This is a genomic window from Flavivirga algicola, from assembly GCF_012910715.1.
GTDB classification, from domain to species: Bacteria; Bacteroidota; Bacteroidia; order Flavobacteriales; family Flavobacteriaceae; genus Flavivirga; species Flavivirga algicola.
Genome location: NZ_JABBHF010000011.1, coordinates 13,795 through 29,024, shown reverse-complemented (window position 1 = coordinate 29,024; position 15,230 = coordinate 13,795). Strand labels below are relative to the sequence as shown.

Here is a 15,230-nt window from a genome sequence, read left to right as displayed (position 1 = left end):
CTATAATTTTTAAGGGTGTATATGTTTTTTGATAGTGGTTTCAATACTATTTATAAGCGCTTGCTTATCGGCAAAGGTACTAACTTTTAAAGGCTTATGTACAGTAAAAGTAATATGAGTTCCTAAACCCATAGGGAATTTTCCATAACGAACTGTTTTCCAGGAGTTATTAATAGAAATAGGGACTACTAATGCAGATGGTATTTTTTTCAATAGAATCTCTAGACCTTTTGTTTGGAAAGGTTTTGGGTGGCCGTCTTTACTTCTTGTGCCCTCGGGGAAAATAACTGCAGTACGGTTGGTTTTTTCAATATATTCACCAAACTTCATGATTGCAGGTAAAGATTGCCGCGGATTTTTTCTGTCTATGAGTGCCGAACCTCCATGACGTAAATTATAAGATACACTAGGGATGCCTTTACCCAATTCTATTTTGCTGATAAATTTTGGATGGTATTTTCGCATGTACCACATAATAGGTGATATGTCATACATGCTTTGGTGGTTTGCTACAATTATTAAAGGTTGATTTGGTCCGATACTATGAGGGTTATTGAATGTAAATCGAGTTCCCAAAATATTTAAGCAACGCAGGAGGCAAAATTGAAGCATATCAACACTTTTTTTATGTGCGTTATAACCAAAAGCATTAAAGCATACCCACTGAATAGGATGGAATATGAGCAATGTTATTAAAAAACAAAGGAAATAGATAAAGGTGAGTGGATATGACAATAATTTTTGCATGCGCAAAAATAAGTAAAAACTAAGTTTTAATAAGTAATGACACAGGTGTTATTTTCACAACTTATACTTATAGGCCGTAATGTGAATTCACAATCTGAATCAATGCTCCATTTTATATTAAAAGCAGCTTCTTTTTGGTTGTAATCTTTAACAGCTGCTTCTAATTGTTCAACATCAATAGAGGTTGTATAAGTTAGGTAAGACCATGGCCCGCCACAGGGCTTGCTTCCCAAGGCAATGAATTTGCACTCGGTAGTGCCATCGCAAACAGACGTATTGGCTAAAGCTTCAATCTCGGCTTTTAATAAACTAAGTTCTGCTAACTCATTTTCATAAGTTGGAGCATCATTATTGTTAGAAGAACATCCAGTAGCAACTAATAAAATAATATAGGCAAAAACCAGTATCGCTTTTAAATACAGTTTCATAAGTCTTTTTTTAGAAGATGAGGAATTGACAAATAGGTTGCGTAACTTAATATAAAAAAAACCACGATAATCGTGGTTTGATTTCTTAATTATGATGCCATATTTTAGCAGTGCTCATTATAAGCATCTATTAGGTTTTCTGCAATAAGTTCTGCTGGACGACCTTCAATATGATGACGTTCTAGCATATGTACTAACTCACCATCTTTAAACAATGCCATACTTGGAGAACTTGGAGGAAACGGAACCATATAACCGCGGGCTGTGTCTACGGCTTCTTTGTCTACACCTGCAAAAACAGTGACTATATTTGTAGGACGTTTTTCGTTTTGTAAACTCATTCTTGCACCTGGACGCGCATTGGCTGCTGCACAACCACAAACCGAATTTACAACAACTAATGTGGTGCCTTCTTTTGCCAAAGCAGCATCAACAGCTTCAGAAGTATGTAATTCTTCAAAACCAACATTTGTTAAATCTTCACGCATTGGTTTTACTAATTCTGCTGGATACATATTTTTAAATTTTTATAATTAACAATTTTATAGTGCAAAGATACCAATTGTGTAACAAAATTGTGAATCAATCAACTAACAAATATTATATTTACTCTGATAATTTCTATTTTTCAAAAATTAGGACAGAGTGAACCTACCTTATTATAATTTCTTCTTTTAAGAGAATGAATTTATACGTAGGTTTGGCTATAATTAAAATCTATTATTTACATGAGTATTTCAAAATGGATAGGCGGTGCCTTGGGTTGGTCTTTTGGAGGGCCTATAGGTGCTATTATTGGAGTAGCAATAGGGGGTTTTGTAGACTCCATGACTAATGGTAAAGGAAGCCCGTTTTTGCAAGAAGGAGAACGTCAACAAAATAGAAGAACTACCTATAGAACAGAAACCAGGCAACGTCCGCAGACACAATCGGGCGATTTTGAAGTTAGTCTGCTTATTTTGGCGTCTATCGTAATAAAAGCAGATGGTAAACAAGATCAAAGAGAACTGGATTTTGTACGTGAGCAATTTGTAAATATGTATGGCAAAGAGCGTGCAAACCATGCATTCAAATTATTCAAGAACATTAATAATCAAAACAATATTTCGACCAGACAAGTTTGTTTGCAGATTAAACAAATGATGGATCATCCGTCTCGTTTACAATTGATGCATTTCTTATTTGGTATTGCTAAGGCAGATGGTATAGTAACGGAAGACGAGGAGCGACAAATCTATACTATGGCAGGATACTTGGGAATTAGTTCGCGGGATTACGAAAGTATTAAAGCCATGTTTTACAACAGCAGCGATAATGCTTATAAAATTCTGGAAATAGATAAGAATGCTACGGATGATGAGATTAAAAGAGCATATCGAAAAATGGCTAAAAAGTATCACCCAGATAAGGTAGTTCACTTAGGAAAAGAGCACCAAGTAGGTGCTGAAGAAAAGTTTAGACAGGTGCAAAAGGCTTATGAGCAGTTGCAGAAGGAGCGTGGGTTTTAAAAAGCTAAACTTTTTTGTTTATAGAAAATTAGTCATTTCATTGTTAGGATAAATTCATAATATGTATTTATACCAATGATTGTGAGATGTATCAATTATACCTCGTTTCGGTTCTGCTCACCGATCGCATATTGACATGATGCATCTTCTAATTTTCAGTCTTATAATTCCCATCAATATAATCAATAGCCTCTTGCTGGGTTAAAACAGCAAATTTTTTATAACGATTGTGTACATCTACGATTTCATCTAAAGCTTTTTCAACAAGGGGTTTGTTTTTCCAGGTGTTGAGGTGGGCTACAACAGTTTTTAAACAACCATTTTTATAGGCAATTTGTCCTAAAACATGAATTAGCGTATCTGAAACGCGTTTGGTTTCATCAAACTCCAGAGTTTTTAATAATGGTAAAATATCTTGAGGATGAGTACGACCTCGTAGTTCAATGCCATGACAAATTTCGCGTCGAATTTCTTTATTGGGATGTTTTAAATAGGTCTTTGCCCATGCTAAAACAGGTTCAGGGTTTTTCTCCCCCATTTTTTTTACAGAACCTATCACGGCATTTCTAACGGAATGGTGATCGTCAAATAACCCAGTATCAAAAAAGGATTGAATCTTATCAAAATGAAATTTACCAATTTCGCCAGCAGCATTTATAGTTGTTTGGCGTACTTTTTCAGAGTTTGATTTCAACAAACTCGCTAAAGTGGCAAGAATTGCTTTTTGTAATTCTTGCTTGGCATAAAAAACCTTGCCTATAGCTAGATAACTTGTTTTACGGATGTATGTATCTCCATCTGAAAAATATTTAATGATGTTTTCTGTTTTATTTGAGGTCAAATCATACGTCAAATCTCGATTGATTTTTTCAACGAGATGGTTTCGCTCTTCTTTTGATAAGTCGTAAAATGCCATATTTAATGAACCTCCAATTTATAACCCACGCCATGTATATTTACGATGTTTATAGAAGGCTCCCCTTTAAACTTTTTTCTAAGCTTCGATATAAAGGTATCTAAACTTCGATCTACAAAAACACCACGGTCTTCCCAAATTTCTTTTACAAGTGTCTCCCGCTTTACAACTTGGTTTTGATTGGCACTAAGTATAGTCATGAGCTCACATTCTTTAGCCGATAGTTTTATTTCAATGGCTTCTTTAATTAATCTGTTTTGGTCTTTGTAAAATTTGTAGTCACCAATTTTTGAATAAGAAGCCGCATCTTCATTAGTAACTTTAGCCTTTCTTTTTTTAAGGTATAGAAGACCAGAAATAAGCACGCCTGCGAATAAGATTAAAAAAATACCATTTAAATTCGATTTCTTTTCAAAAAATAATACTTGAATCGTATAACAATCTGTTGGTAGATTTCTACCTAAGCATGGAACAATATCGTTTTCTTTATCCCCTTTAATTTGAAAACTGTAAAAGACTTCATCATTATTACAATTAATAACCTCGACAATATATTGCTTTGGAAGTTTAGCGGCTTTTAAGCTATGGCTTATAGCAGCTACTAAGCTATCTGGTGTAATAGAAAGTTTATTTTGAAATGCCAATTCATATGCGTTCTCATTTATTTTGGTAATAGGAAGAATTAATGATGTAGAATCATTATCAGCAAGTAATAATTTGCTACCAGCATCTCGCAAAGCAACTTTTACCGTTTCAGAAAAATGATTCTGAGGCATATCATCTTTACACCCTAAAAATGTAAAAAACAGGATGATTAACAAAGGAAAAATAAGCTTTTTCGTCATAACATTTAAAATCCTTAAATAAATGAAAATTTTCAACTTTTTGCATGCGTTTCACACTTCTTTCACATTTTTTTTACAAAAATTGAATGCGTTGCGTCTAGTTTTACTAAAAAATATAAATCATGAAAAAAATTATCTCACTAGCAACTATTATTTGTTTTACATTAATTACTAATGCTCAAAAAAACTTTGAAATAGATATGGCTAAGAGTGTTGTAAAATGGACAGGCTCTAATTTGTTTAAATATAATAAGCATTATGGTACTGTAAAATTTAAAAAGGGGCATGTTACAAAATCTAACGATTTTATAATAAGTCCATTTTTAAAATCTAACGATGTTATCCTTGGAGGGTATTTCGAGATTGATATGAACTCCATTGCAAATACCGATGGTAAGTACAACGATATGCTGGTGGGGCATTTAAAGAATCAAGATTTTTTTGATGTTGAAAAATATCCTTTGGCCACAATAAAATTTACAAATGTGGTTCATAAAAATGTAGATGTTATTAGAGTAAAAGCAGAGCTCACCATTAAAAATATTACAAACGAGATTACTTTCGACATGAAATATAAAGTTCTGGATGGGAGGTATCAAATGCATTCAAAATTTATTATCGATAGAACCAAATGGGGTATTAAATACGAATCTAAAGATTTATTTAGTGGTGTTAAAGATGATATTATATCTGATACTATTGAATTTGAAGTAACCATTGAATGTTTTAATGCTGATAAATGTTAACCTATATTTTAAGAATATTTATAATTCTAAGTATAATTCAAGGTCATGCACAAGATTTTACAGGAATCCTTTCAAAAGTAGTTATTGACGAAAAATATTTAATATTAGTGCCGCTAAACAATAATGAATTTGCTTTGTTTGATAAAAAGGGTATCTAATAAAAGGAAACCCAAAAGATTTTATTAAGCTTTATAAAACTAATGATGAGATTATCATAGAAGCTTTTTAAATAGCTTTTATTTTTTAATCGAAAATAATTCTCCGAGGCTCAGCTTTTGACCAAAAAGGTCAAAATGAAACGAACGAAATACCTCTATGGCTCTGCCTCGAGAATAGTGCATTTCAAGAAATTCTTTATTCCTTAAAAACAACTGTAGATTGATCGACGCTTACAGTCAATTCAATAGGTCTCCCTAAAATCAAGGCACGATTATCTTTTTCATGTCCAGCAGGCATATGAAATGCAATAGGGAAATTATAATCAGACAAGGCATCTAAGATAAGCTGCTCAATCGAGCTCCCCCAAAGTGTGGTGTTTTTTCTAAGTTTGGTCATATCTCCAACAATCACCCCTTTACAGTTATTAAAATACCCAGCGCGTTTTAAACTTTGTAGCATACGGTCTATATGATATTTATATTCTCCTATTTCTTCAATGAATAAAATTTTACCAGAAGTATCAATGCTGGTTTTAGAACCCAACATGGTATGCAACATTGTTAAGTTGCCACCAACAATAGGAGCCGAGACATTTCCAGCTTTATTATATTTAGAGCCTTCCAGAATATAACTTGGTGGTTTTCCAAAAATAGCATCTTTAAATGTAGAAAGTGTTTCTTTAATAGTTCCCAAGTCATCTTGCAAACTGGTACACATCATAGCATGAATAGATTGAATCCCTTCGTTATGAAATTGATTGTGTAGTGCCGTAATATCAGAATAACCAATAAGCCATTTGGGGTTTTGTTTAAATTTGGTGTAATCTAGTTTATCTAATATCCTAACAGTGCCATAGCCACCGCGAGCGCACCAGATGGCACTTATTTTAGGGTCGTCCAATGCATTTTGAAAATCTTCACAGCGTTCATCATCCGTTCCTGCAAAATGATTGTCTTTACTGAATACATGTTTGCCAACAATGGTGTGTAATCCCCAGCTTTTCAGAAGTGTTTTAGCTTGTTGCACTTCTTTAGTTCGATTTTTTAAGATGCCCGAAGGCGCTACTATGGCAACCGTATCGCCTGCTTTTAAATATGGTGGTTGTATCAATGTATTTGTTTTAGTTGATGGCGCATTTTGCGCAGAAAGGTGTTTGCCTCCAAAGAACAAAACAACGCAACATAATGTAGTAATTAATGAGATTTTTGACATAATGTAAATGTACATTTTTTTTCTAAATCGTAGTCAAAATGTTTACTTTTACGGCTTCAAAACGATCCGTCATTCCGAGCAAAGTACAGGAATCTGTTAAATACAACTATTATTAATAAGATTGCTACACTTTGACTGCGCTGGACATGATATAAAAAGAATAAGATGAGTACACCAAAACGATATACCATTACAACAGCACTTCCTTATACAAATGGTGCTATTCATATTGGCCATTTAGCAGGGGTTTATGTCCCCGCAGACATATATGCGCGTTATTTACGATTAACAGGGAACGATGTTGTATTAATTGGAGGAAGTGATGAGCATGGTGTGCCCATTACCATCAAAGCAAAAAATGAAGGCGTTACGCCGCAGGACATTGTAGATAAATACCATGCAATTATTAAAAAGTCGTTTGAAGATTTTGGAATTACTTACGATAATTATTCACGTACCTCGGCTAAGGTACATCATAAAACAGCTTCAGAATTTTTTACAACTTTAAATGACAAAGGTGAATTTGTTGAAGAAGTGACAGAGCAATTGTATGATGCCGAGGCAAATCAGTTTTTAGCAGACCGATTTGTGGTAGGAACTTGTCCAAAATGTGGCAATGAAGAAAGTTATGGCGACCAATGTGAAAACTGTGGGACGAGCCATAATGCAACCGATTTAATAAATCCGAAGTCAGCGCTAACAGGCAATACGCCTACTTTAAAACAAACAAAACATTGGTTTTTGCCTTTGGATAAACATGAGGGCTTTTTAAAAGAATGGATTCTTGAGGGGCATAAAAAAGATTGGAAATCGAATGTTTACGGACAATGTAAGTCCTGGATAGATGATGGCTTACGTCCGCGCGCGGTAACCAGAGATCTGGATTGGGGTATTCCAGTGCCCGCAGAAGGCGGAGAAGGAAAAGTACTTTATGTTTGGTTTGATGCACCCATAGGTTATATTTCGTCTACAGTAGAATGGGCAGCACGTGAAGGAAAAGATTGGGAGCCTTATTGGAAGGATAAAGACACAAAACTGGTTCACTTTATAGGGAAAGATAATATTGTATTCCATTGTATTATTTTCCCATCCATGTTAAAGGCAGAAGGCTCCTATATTTTACCAGAAAATGTACCTGCCAATGAGTTTTTAAATTTAGAAGGAAATAAATTATCAACCTCAAAAAACTGGGCGGTTTGGCTACCAGAGTACCTAGAAGAATTCCCAGGGCAGCAAGATGTATTGCGTTATGTCCTAACAGCCAATGCACCTGAAACTAAAGATAACGATTTTACATGGAAAGATTTTCAGGCCAGAAATAATAATGAATTGGTCGCCATTTTTGGAAATTTCATTAACCGTGTTGTGGTTTTAACAAATAAATATTATGACGGAAATGTTCCAGCTCCAAGCAAATTGCTACAGGTTGATGAAGAAACATTAGCAGCAGTAAAAGCTTATCCAGATGTTATAGCTAGTTCTATCGAACGTTATCGTTTTAGAGAAGCACAGCAAGAGCTCATGAATTTAGCACGACTTGGAAACAAATATTTGGCAGATGCAGAACCTTGGAAAGTTATTAAAGTAGATGAAGCGCGTACAAAAACGATTATGTATGTAGCACTTCAAATAGCATCAGCTTTAGCAACTTTAAGTGAACCATTTTTGCCATTTACTTCCGAAAAGCTTAAAGGTGTTCTTGGTTTTGCCCGAAAAGATGAAAACGAAAGTCATGCTGAGCTTGTCAAAGCATCTCAGTGGAACGATATCAGTACCAAAGAAGTCTTATTACCAGTTGGTCATAAAATAGGAAAAGCAGAATTGTTATTCTCTAAAATTGAAGATGCTGCTATTCAAGCACAGCTTGATAAGCTAGAAGCCAGTAAAAAAGCTAACGAAGTAGCGAATGCTGTTGTAGAACCACAAAAAGAGACCATTACGTTTGAAGATTTTACAAAATTGGATATCCGTGTTGGAACCATTTTAGAAGCCGAAAAAATGCCAAAAGCAAAAAAGCTGTTGGTCTTAAAAGTAGATACGGGTATTGATGTAAGAACGATTGTTTCTGGAATTGCCGAAAGTTTTAATGCCGAAGAAGTTGTTGGAAAACGGGTAACCGTTTTAGTGAATTTGGCACCAAGAGCATTAAGAGGTGTTGAAAGTGAAGGTATGATTTTAATGACGGAAACCCCAGAAGGCAAATTGGTATTTGTAAATCCAGATACTTCGACTGCATTCAGTGCCGGTGATGCAGATGTTAGGAATGGATTGCAGATAAGTTGAAAAACAATATGATATGAATAAGAAAAACCGAGGTCATGACCTCGGTTTTTTATTTTAACATTAAAAATAGCGTTATTGTTTAATGATTCGTTTAGTGGCAAAACCATTTTTTGAAGATATATGCATTAGATATAAACCAGAAGGCATTAAAGAAATATCAATAGCATTTGTATTACTATTTGTATCAAGTTTCTTAGAAAGAATCAATTTGCCCTGTAGATTAAATAATTTTACGTTTTGTAATCCTAAACTTGTTTCCGAAGAAATAGTGATGATGTTTTGAGCAGGAATAGGATATATATTTAATTCATTAGCTAAAATATCACTTTGTACATTTAGTGTATTGTCCACCGTAAAGGTGGCACTGGGTCCAGCTGCCAAGGCACTGTTTCCAGCGGTGTCGCTTGCCGTATCCGCCGCAATGGAAATGCCCAGGGAGCCATCGCCAGAGATACTGCTAATGGTCACGGTTCTGGTCGCTGTTCCCGATCCGGTAACGGCGATGCTTCCCGTAGCCGTTCCAGTGGTGTTCAAGCTGATGTCCCCATTTGCCAGTGTCACGGCATCTGCTCCCGTATAGGTAATGGTATACGTGATGGGCCCGCTGCTTGTCGAACTGGCACTGGGTGCACCGATGGCAAGGGTTGGCGCGGTGTTGTCCACCGTAAAGGTGGCACTGGGTCCAGCAGCCGAAGCACTGTTTCCAACGGTGTCGCTTGCCGTATCCGCCGCAATGGAAATGCCCAGGGAGCCATCGCCAGAGATACTGCTTATGGTAACGGTTCTGGTTGCTGTTCCCGATCCGGTAACGGCGATGCTTCCCGTAGCCGTCCCCGTGGTGTTCAAGCTTATGTCCCCATTGGATAAAGTCACACTGTTTGCACCTGTATAAGTAATGGTGTAAGTGATAGGCCCATTATTGGCAGCCCCAGCACTAGGTGTGCCAATCGATATAGTCGGAGCTGTATTGTCTATAACAAAGTTATTATCATTAGTCCCTGTCGGGGTTGTATCTGTTAAAGCATTTCCAACCGAATCGATTATATTCTGACCACCACTAAAACTCAATACTACTGTTGCGTTCGCATTTGCTAAATCCCCACCAGAAGCAGTAACCCTATAAATATTGCCACTTGGATTGGTAACCCCAGTTACTGTGGCCGTAGTTCCAGAAAGCGAAAAATCAGCAGGATCGACAAGACTTACAGCTTCGTCAAAAGTAACATCCCAAGTCAAAGTATCTGCATTAGTTGGAGATGTTGTAGGGTTTTGTCTTGTAATTGATTGTACTTGTGGATTGGTAGTGTCTGGTGCGATTGCACTTCCATCTGCTGTATCAGGAACTGCTGATGGAAAAGAAAAGCTTCCGGTTGTCCAATTTCCTGAGGTGTTAAACATAGTAGCACATTGTTCAATCGTGCCATTACAAGTAGTGCTCCCAGTATAATATCCTTCATTGTCTATGAGAATAAGCGCTGTGGAACCTGCTACTAATCCCGTTCCAGATAGTGAAGCTGGATCTGAACCATCATCTGTATCGCCAACAAAAGCTAAAAAAGTACCTGGTGCTGCCCGGGTTCCTGTTACGGCATAAATTTGTTCGTTTGTGACACCTGTCGAAAATCCACTTTCATCTTCCGTTGCAACCCCAAGAGTAGCTTGAATGCCTAGATTGTTATCATCAGCGTCTGTAATATCAATGACCGTACCTGCGACTATTGTGGTTCCCGTGTTGTTTGTCCATAATACCTCGCCTTCTGAAGTTGTGCTATTAAATGAAGTTCCATTCCATCCTTCATCAATAAATCTAATTGAGGTACCGTTAGGGCAGTTATCAAGAAATAAAAATGAAAAACCATCATCATTATCGTGAAATGCTACAAACACAATATCTCCAGGATCGTCTATCACTCCATCTTGGATTTGTCCATATAAGCTAAAGGAGCATAGAACCCAAACACATACAATAATTTTGATTTTCAAGTAATTTTTTTTCATTATTAGAAATAGTTTTATTAAAAAAAATGGTGTTGTTTAATGTGACATTGAATAAAAGTTTAAAAAGAAGAGAACAAAAAGATATATTCTAATTCTCTTCTTTTAATAATCTAATTCCTGGAAGGAAAAACGCCTTGTAAGCAAATGATATAATAGGTAGATAGCCAAGGTTGCATATTATTTACAGATTGATTAGCTCCTGTGTTGGTTATCGTAATTTGTTCTCCAGCTACTGGAATATTACTTCCAGCATATTTTGCACCAGTAGTTGCACTAGAAGCAAAATGATCATTTCCCGTATTAGCTAAAACCCCAGCTCCTGGATTTGCCTCATCTTCATCTCCTGAAGTTGTATTTACAGGTATAGCTATTTCTCCTGGGTTCGTAACTATGGCATTATGATTATGAGAAGGCATTTGTGGAATAGTTAATATATTATATTCGGTTCCACTTCTTTGACCTTGTCTACGTGTTGTTAATCCAGGCCCTGTTCCTGGCCCGATAGGAACCCGCCCTCTTAAATCGGGCAATCCAAAAGAGGTTCTCCCATCACCGCCATAAGTAGTCCCTAAAATTGAAAATAAGGCTTGATTTGAATTAATAGATAATAATTGTCCTTGGCAAAACGCCCAAGCTCTTGGTGCGAAATTGCCTGCAAAAATGCGAATTTCTCCTATTGTTCCATCCATAATGTTTTATTTTTAAGGTTAATATTTTTTTAGCTTCTTGAAGGAAAAACTCCTTGTAAACAAATAATATAATAAGTAGATAGCCAAGGTTGCATATTGTTTATGGGTTGATTAGCACCATTATTAGCTATTGTAATTTGTCCTCCAGATACAGGAATATTACTTCCAGCATATTTTGCACCAGCAGTTACACTAGAAGCAAAATTATCATTTCCGGTATTTGCTAAAACCCCAGCTCCAGGGTTTGCCTCATCTTCATCTCCTGAGGTTGTGTTTACAGGTATAGCTATTTCTCCTGGATTAGTAACTATGGCATTATGATTATGAGAAGGCATTTGTAGAACGTTTAGTGTATTGGTTTCAGAACCGCTTCTCTGACCTAAGGAACGAGACGATAAACCTGGTCCGCGCCCGGGTCCAATAGGTACACGTCCTCTTAGATCTGGTAAAGCAAAAGTGGTTCTTCCATCACCACCATAAGTAGTTCCTATAATTGAAAATAAAGCTGTGTTTTGTGATATGGCTATTAATTGGCCTTCACAGAATGCCCAAGCTCTTGGCGCGAAGTTACCGCCAAACATACGAACTTCTCCTATTGTTCCTTGCATAAGTTTTAATGTTTAAGATTAATAATTTGTTATTGGTTATCATTTAGATTTCTGTATGGTATTTAGCTTTTAAAGTGGTAGTAAAACAATGCCCTTGTCGTACTCCCAGATGTACATATTTAGATCCAGATAGTACTCCTGCATCAGAACTTATCGTATTTACTTTTAATAATTTTCCGTATTTGCAATAGACGAACAATCCTTCTTGTGGATGCGCATGTATAATCTCACCAGGCATTTTACCTAATAGAGGTTGGTTGTCTACAGGTGAGACTTCCAGTATTTTTATTGGAGCTCCTTGATAATAGGTCGTGGCCCCACCATATTTTGGATTACAGGCATTGATTAATTGCTCAATTTCATCTGCAGTTTGGGTTTCCCATTGTATGCTCGTTTCTATATCATTAGGCTTATAATTGTATGCTATTCCTTCTGTTGATTGTGGTTTGAAATTTGGGAGATTTGCTACCAATTTTATTGCTTTTTCAGTAAGCTCTCCAAGCATATTACTCATTTTAGAATTGGCCATTCCTAATGTTTCTCCTGGAATGATGGGAACTGGCTGTTCTGTAAGGATGTTTCCTGTATCCCAGTTTTTATCCATTTGGTGTATGGTAATAGCAGTTTGCTTTTCTCCACGTCTAATAGACCAAAATAAGGGGTCTGGTCCTCTGTTTTCGGGTAGTTTACCAAAATGAATGTTTAAAAAACCATGTGTTGGTATGGATAACAGAGGTTCTGGAACTTTTAAAGAAAATCCACAGACTAAAACAAGATCTGGAGTTTTATTTTCTAACCATACCTTAAATTGTTGATTTAGATTATTTGTATTAATAAGGAAAGAATCAAATCCTTCTTTCTGGATAGCATTTATCCAAAAATTTTCTTTGGTATTTTGAATCTCTGATTCTTGAAAACAAACAGCATCCAAGTGTTTGTTTTTTGAAAGATGATTATAAACCGATAAACAAACTGGAAAACTTCCAATGAGTATTACTTTCATAAATTCATAGTTTTATGATGAACCAAGTGAAAAAAAATAGATCACATGGCTGAACTACTATAATTATTAAAGAGAGATAATTTTATAGATATTCTATGCATTCAGTTAAATAGAGTAAGAAATATATAAGACTATTAAATCTACATAACCCTTCTCTCTAGTTAACCATTGCTATTTGTCGTTTAGAGGAACCTATTAAGGTAACAGTGTTTCCATCTGCATTTTTATAAACAAATCTATTTTCTTTACCATCAGATTTTTTAATGACTTTTGCGGGAGCCGAAAACGCAATGGCATCTAGATTTAGCTCATGGGAATCTGAACTTTTGCTAAAGTTTTCAACCAATGAATTAAATGCGATTGTTGTGTTTTCGTTAAGAATATAGTGTTTACAATTTCCTTTATGTTCTATCAATAAAGCAAGTTCTTTGGTATTAAAACCTATCAGAGGTTTTTTGCTTAAAGGGATTGCAAAGCAATTAGAACTTAATTTTACAACTTTAGTATTATCATAACTGTATCCTTTTTTTAAAAGGATGTGCATTAAAGCGGTATGCGCCTTAAGAAAATGCTGAGGTAGAAATGCTACAGAAATATGATTAATTTGACTAGAAACCCGGTTAAACCCTTCTCCGATAGAGAAAACAGAAACAGGATTGTTATTAGCAATAATTGACGATGGGATCATCGATATAGCACTTAATCCAATAGTACCAGATGATAAAAATTTTCTTCGATTCATAAAATAAGGTATATAAAGTTAGTAATTATGCTAATTGTTAGTCTTTAGGAGGTTAAACTAATAAAACGATTAAATTAAGGGATTTTTTTTACATATTTTAATTTTAAGCATACTTTTTTTACAAAAAAAGAGGAATAGGTTTACATAATGGTTGTTAAATAGCATTGGTTATCCTTTATGAAGCAAGGAATAAAAAGGATTGATTTTCAGAATATTCATCTGTTATATTTCATGAAGAACTATTAAATGAAAAATACTTCATGATAAAAACGTCTTGCAGATAGCATTTTTGAATGCCAATGAAAGTTTTGGAGAGTTTCTAATTGGTTAAAAAGGTTCGCATTTGTTTACAAGATTTGCTCTAATACAAAACCTGTTCACATAAAATCATTATTTGATTTATGTTTTAATCACATAGATAAAGATATTTGTAAACTTTTTTTACAAAATAAATAACCATGCTCAATCAGGTAACTTAAATTGCAGCAAAAACGATTTTTAGGTATTAAAGATTTCTTTATTCTATAAATCTAAAACTTATATTTTGGAAAAATTCTATGATTAATTTTGTTTAACTTTACATAAAAAAGAACTCATGTTATCAAAAACCATAGAAGAAGCATTAAACAATCAAATAAGAATAGAAGCAGAATCCTCTCAAATTTATTTAGCGATGGCATGCTGGGCTGAAGTGAAAGGCTTAGAAGGTGTATCCAATTTTATGTATGCGCAATCTGATGAAGAACGGGAACATATGCTGAAACTGGTGAAGTTTGTTAATGAACGTGGCGGACATGCCAAAATTTCCCAATTAGCGGCGCCGAATGTTACCTTTAAATCTTTTAAAGAAATGTTTGAAAAATTATTTGATCATGAAGTATATGTGTCTCAGAGTATCAACGAGTTGGTGCATATAAGTCTTCAGGAAAAAGATTATGCAACACATAACTTTTTACAGTGGTATGTTGCCGAACAAATAGAAGAAGAAGCAGTAGCCCGTACCATTCTTGATAAGATAAACATGATTGGTGATGATAAAGGAGGCCTGTACCTATTCGACAGAGATATCGAAAATTTAACAGTTACAACTGCAGCAACCAATGCTCCTGAATAATTTTAACACTTAATCTTATTTAGATTTAATAAAAATAAGCTATTTTTGCCACGTTATCGAAATCTTAGATTCAGTTTTGGGCAAGAAGAAAAAGCAAAAAGCTATAAAAAAATTACAACAGATTGGTATCATTACTACCGATAAGGTGAAAACCAGCTGTTGCAAGAAATTCAAGAAAGGCGAAAAAAAACGTTGCAAAAAATGTCCTTGTTTCGACTTGCTTAAAAAAGTG

15 protein-coding genes are annotated in these 15,230 nt (G+C 35.2%); 4 read left to right on the top strand and 11 right to left on the bottom strand.

What is annotated here, in order from left to right; all coding sequences use genetic code 11:
* Positions 1-9: 9 nt before the first annotated feature.
* From HHX25_RS17050 to HHX25_RS17040, 3 genes are all read right to left on the bottom strand, one after another.
* Entirely contained in the window at positions 10-747 is a 738-nt protein-coding gene (locus tag HHX25_RS17050; protein WP_169676009.1) for a lysophospholipid acyltransferase family protein, read from the bottom strand.
* A 26-nt stretch (positions 748-773) separates the two neighbouring features.
* Complete coding sequence (locus HHX25_RS17045; RefSeq protein WP_169676007.1) at positions 774-1,175, bottom strand: hypothetical protein; 402 nt, start codon at positions 1,173-1,175, stop codon at positions 774-776.
* A 104-nt stretch (positions 1,176-1,279) separates the two neighbouring features.
* The gene (locus tag HHX25_RS17040; RefSeq protein ID WP_169676005.1) at positions 1,280-1,690 is read right to left on the bottom strand and encodes a BrxA/BrxB family bacilliredoxin; all 411 of its coding nucleotides are present in this window, start codon (positions 1,688-1,690) and stop codon (positions 1,280-1,282) included.
* A gap of 213 nt (positions 1,691-1,903) precedes the next feature.
* On the opposite strand from HHX25_RS17040, the gene HHX25_RS17035 reads away from it, so the two are divergent.
* Positions 1,904-2,683: a TerB family tellurite resistance protein gene (locus HHX25_RS17035; RefSeq protein WP_169676003.1), complete on the top strand. Its 780-nt coding sequence runs from the start codon at positions 1,904-1,906 to the stop codon at positions 2,681-2,683.
* A gap of 148 nt (positions 2,684-2,831) precedes the next feature.
* Here HHX25_RS17035 and HHX25_RS17030 read toward each other — a convergent pair whose 3' ends face one another.
* Both HHX25_RS17030 and HHX25_RS17025 read right to left on the bottom strand, forming a co-directional pair.
* Entirely contained in the window at positions 2,832-3,599 is a 768-nt protein-coding gene (locus tag HHX25_RS17030) for a HEAT repeat domain-containing protein (protein ID WP_169676001.1), read from the bottom strand.
* Between the two features lie 2 nt (positions 3,600-3,601).
* A complete protein-coding gene (locus HHX25_RS17025) occupies positions 3,602-4,444 on the bottom strand; it encodes a helix-turn-helix domain-containing protein (protein WP_169675998.1) in 843 nt (280 codons plus the stop codon).
* 122 nt (positions 4,445-4,566) lie between these two features.
* Between HHX25_RS17025 and HHX25_RS17020 the strand changes: the two genes are divergently transcribed.
* The gene (locus HHX25_RS17020; RefSeq protein WP_169675996.1) at positions 4,567-5,190 is read left to right on the top strand and encodes a YceI family protein; all 624 of its coding nucleotides are present in this window, start codon (positions 4,567-4,569) and stop codon (positions 5,188-5,190) included.
* A 354-nt stretch (positions 5,191-5,544) separates the two neighbouring features.
* Here HHX25_RS17020 and HHX25_RS17015 read toward each other — a convergent pair whose 3' ends face one another.
* The gene (locus HHX25_RS17015) at positions 5,545-6,561 is read right to left on the bottom strand and encodes a S66 peptidase family protein (protein WP_169675994.1); all 1,017 of its coding nucleotides are present in this window, start codon (positions 6,559-6,561) and stop codon (positions 5,545-5,547) included.
* A 165-nt stretch (positions 6,562-6,726) separates the two neighbouring features.
* Here HHX25_RS17015 and metG point away from each other — a divergent pair, with 165 nt between their 5' ends.
* The gene (metG, locus tag HHX25_RS17010; RefSeq protein WP_169675992.1) at positions 6,727-8,844 is read left to right on the top strand and encodes a methionine--tRNA ligase; all 2,118 of its coding nucleotides are present in this window, start codon (positions 6,727-6,729) and stop codon (positions 8,842-8,844) included.
* A 72-nt stretch (positions 8,845-8,916) separates the two neighbouring features.
* On the opposite strand, the gene HHX25_RS17005 is transcribed toward metG, so the two are convergent.
* The 5 genes from HHX25_RS17005 to HHX25_RS16985 form a co-directional block, all read right to left on the bottom strand.
* A complete protein-coding gene (locus HHX25_RS17005; RefSeq protein WP_169675990.1) occupies positions 8,917-10,842 on the bottom strand; it encodes a T9SS type A sorting domain-containing protein in 1,926 nt (641 codons plus the stop codon).
* A 110-nt stretch (positions 10,843-10,952) separates the two neighbouring features.
* Positions 10,953-11,531 (bottom strand): phage tail protein, encoded by a 579-nt coding sequence (locus HHX25_RS17000; RefSeq protein WP_169675988.1) that lies wholly within the window; start codon positions 11,529-11,531, stop codon positions 10,953-10,955.
* Positions 11,532-11,560: 29 nt separating this feature from the next.
* Positions 11,561-12,139, bottom strand: coding sequence for a phage tail protein (locus tag HHX25_RS16995; RefSeq protein WP_169675985.1), 579 nt, complete (start codon positions 12,137-12,139; stop codon positions 11,561-11,563).
* Positions 12,140-12,182: 43 nt separating this feature from the next.
* On the bottom strand, positions 12,183-13,142 hold the full coding sequence (locus HHX25_RS16990; protein ID WP_169675984.1) for a methionyl-tRNA formyltransferase: 960 nt from the start codon (positions 13,140-13,142) through the stop codon (positions 12,183-12,185).
* A gap of 157 nt (positions 13,143-13,299) precedes the next feature.
* The gene (locus HHX25_RS16985; RefSeq protein WP_169675982.1) at positions 13,300-13,884 is read right to left on the bottom strand and encodes a hypothetical protein; all 585 of its coding nucleotides are present in this window, start codon (positions 13,882-13,884) and stop codon (positions 13,300-13,302) included.
* Positions 13,885-14,479: 595 nt separating this feature from the next.
* Between HHX25_RS16985 and HHX25_RS16980 the strand changes: the two genes are divergently transcribed.
* A complete protein-coding gene (locus HHX25_RS16980) occupies positions 14,480-14,998 on the top strand; it encodes a ferritin (protein WP_169675980.1) in 519 nt (172 codons plus the stop codon).
* Positions 14,999-15,230: the final 232 nt, after the last annotated feature.

Coding starts and splice junctions, on each gene's coding strand:
- HHX25_RS17040 (WP_169676005.1), bottom strand. CDS start 1,690: ATGTATCCAGCAGAATTAGTAAAACCAATGCGTGAAGATTTAACAAAT.
- HHX25_RS17015 (WP_169675994.1), bottom strand. CDS start 6,561: ATGTCAAAAATCTCATTAATTACTACATTATGTTGCGTTGTTTTGTTC.
- metG (WP_169675992.1), top strand. CDS start 6,727: ATGAGTACACCAAAACGATATACCATTACAACAGCACTTCCTTATACA.
- HHX25_RS17005 (WP_169675990.1), bottom strand. CDS start 10,842: ATGAAAAAAAATTACTTGAAAATCAAAATTATTGTATGTGTTTGGGTT.
- HHX25_RS17020 (WP_169675996.1), top strand. CDS start 4,567: ATGAAAAAAATTATCTCACTAGCAACTATTATTTGTTTTACATTAATT.
- HHX25_RS17050 (WP_169676009.1), bottom strand. CDS start 747: ATGCAAAAATTATTGTCATATCCACTCACCTTTATCTATTTCCTTTGT.
- HHX25_RS17035 (WP_169676003.1), top strand. CDS start 1,904: ATGAGTATTTCAAAATGGATAGGCGGTGCCTTGGGTTGGTCTTTTGGA.
- HHX25_RS16980 (WP_169675980.1), top strand. CDS start 14,480: ATGTTATCAAAAACCATAGAAGAAGCATTAAACAATCAAATAAGAATA.
- HHX25_RS17030 (WP_169676001.1), bottom strand. CDS start 3,599: ATGGCATTTTACGACTTATCAAAAGAAGAGCGAAACCATCTCGTTGAA.
- HHX25_RS16990 (WP_169675984.1), bottom strand. CDS start 13,142: ATGAAAGTAATACTCATTGGAAGTTTTCCAGTTTGTTTATCGGTTTAT.
- HHX25_RS17025 (WP_169675998.1), bottom strand. CDS start 4,444: ATGACGAAAAAGCTTATTTTTCCTTTGTTAATCATCCTGTTTTTTACA.
- HHX25_RS17045 (WP_169676007.1), bottom strand. CDS start 1,175: ATGAAACTGTATTTAAAAGCGATACTGGTTTTTGCCTATATTATTTTA.
- HHX25_RS17000 (WP_169675988.1), bottom strand. CDS start 11,531: ATGGATGGAACAATAGGAGAAATTCGCATTTTTGCAGGCAATTTCGCA.
- HHX25_RS16985 (WP_169675982.1), bottom strand. CDS start 13,884: ATGAATCGAAGAAAATTTTTATCATCTGGTACTATTGGATTAAGTGCT.
- HHX25_RS16995 (WP_169675985.1), bottom strand. CDS start 12,139: ATGCAAGGAACAATAGGAGAAGTTCGTATGTTTGGCGGTAACTTCGCG.